This window comes from Rufibacter immobilis (assembly GCF_003721565.1).
GTDB classification, from domain to species: domain Bacteria; phylum Bacteroidota; class Bacteroidia; order Cytophagales; family Hymenobacteraceae; genus Nibribacter; species Nibribacter immobilis.
Genome location: NZ_RJJE01000013.1, coordinates 1 through 1,115, shown reverse-complemented (window position 1 = coordinate 1,115; position 1,115 = coordinate 1). Strand labels below are relative to the sequence as shown.

The following is a 1,115-nucleotide window of genomic DNA, read 5'->3' as shown; positions in this document are numbered from 1 at the left end:
ATCGTGTTCGGGGGCTGGGACGTGTACTCGGACAACGTGTTCGAGGCGGCCTCGAAGGCCAGGGTGCTGGAGCCCATGCTGCTGCACGCCGTGAGGCCCGAGCTGGAGGCGATCGTGCCCATGAGGGCCGTGTTCGACAAGGCCTACGCCCGCAACCTGGACGGCGAGCACGTGAAGGAGGGCGCCGACAAGATGGAGCTGGCCGAGGCGCTGATGGAGGACATCCGCAGCTTCAAAGAAACCAACGGCTGCGACCGCCTGGTGATGGTGTGGTGCGGCTCCACCGAGATCTACATCGAGGAGGCGGAGGTGCACAGGTCCGTTGCCGCGTTCGAAGAGGGCCTGCGGGGCAACGACCCGGCCATCGCCCCGAGCATGATCTACGCCTACGCGGCCATCAAGTCGGGGGTGCCCTTCGCCAACGGGGCGCCTAACCTCACCGTGGACATCCCCGCCCTGGTGGAATTAGCCAGGGAGCACGGCGTGGCCGTCTCGGGCAAGGACTTCAAGACCGGGCAGACGCTGATGAAGACCATCCTGGCCCCCGGGCTGCACGCGCGGGCGCTGGGCGTGAAGGGCTGGTTCTCCTCCAACATCCTCGGGAACCGGGACGGCTACGTGCTGGACCACCCCGAGAACTTCAAGACCAAGGAGGTGAGTAAGCTCAGCGTGCTGGACGAGATCTTCCGGCCCGAGTCCAACCCCGAGCTCTACGGGGACATGTACCACAAGGTGAGGATCAACTACTACCCGCCCCACGGCGACAACAAGGAGAGCTGGGACAACATCGACATCTTCGGCTGGCTGGGCTACCAGATGCAGATCAAGATCAACTTCCTGTGCCGCGACTCCATCCTGGCCGCGCCGCTGGTGCTGGACCTGGCCCTGTTCACCGACCTTGCCCAGCGGGCCGGCATGTCAGGCATCCAGGAGTGGCTGAGCTTCTACTACAAGTCCCCGCAGACGGCGGAAGGGTTGGCCCCCGAGCACGACATCTTCAAGCAGCTCATGAAGCTGCAGAACACCCTGCGCCACATGATGGGAGAGGACCTCATCACCCACCTCGGCCTCGACTACTACCAGGAGCTCGTCGACACCCTGTAGGGAAACAGAGG

The 1,115-nt window shown here is 64.3% G+C and carries 1 protein-coding gene; it reads left to right on the top strand.

Annotated features, from left to right (window positions below; translation table 11 throughout):
* A partial coding sequence (locus EFA69_RS12830) for an inositol-3-phosphate synthase (RefSeq protein WP_123133532.1) occupies positions 1-1,104 on the top strand: 1,104 nt, incomplete at its 5' end.
* Positions 1,105-1,115: the final 11 nt, after the last annotated feature.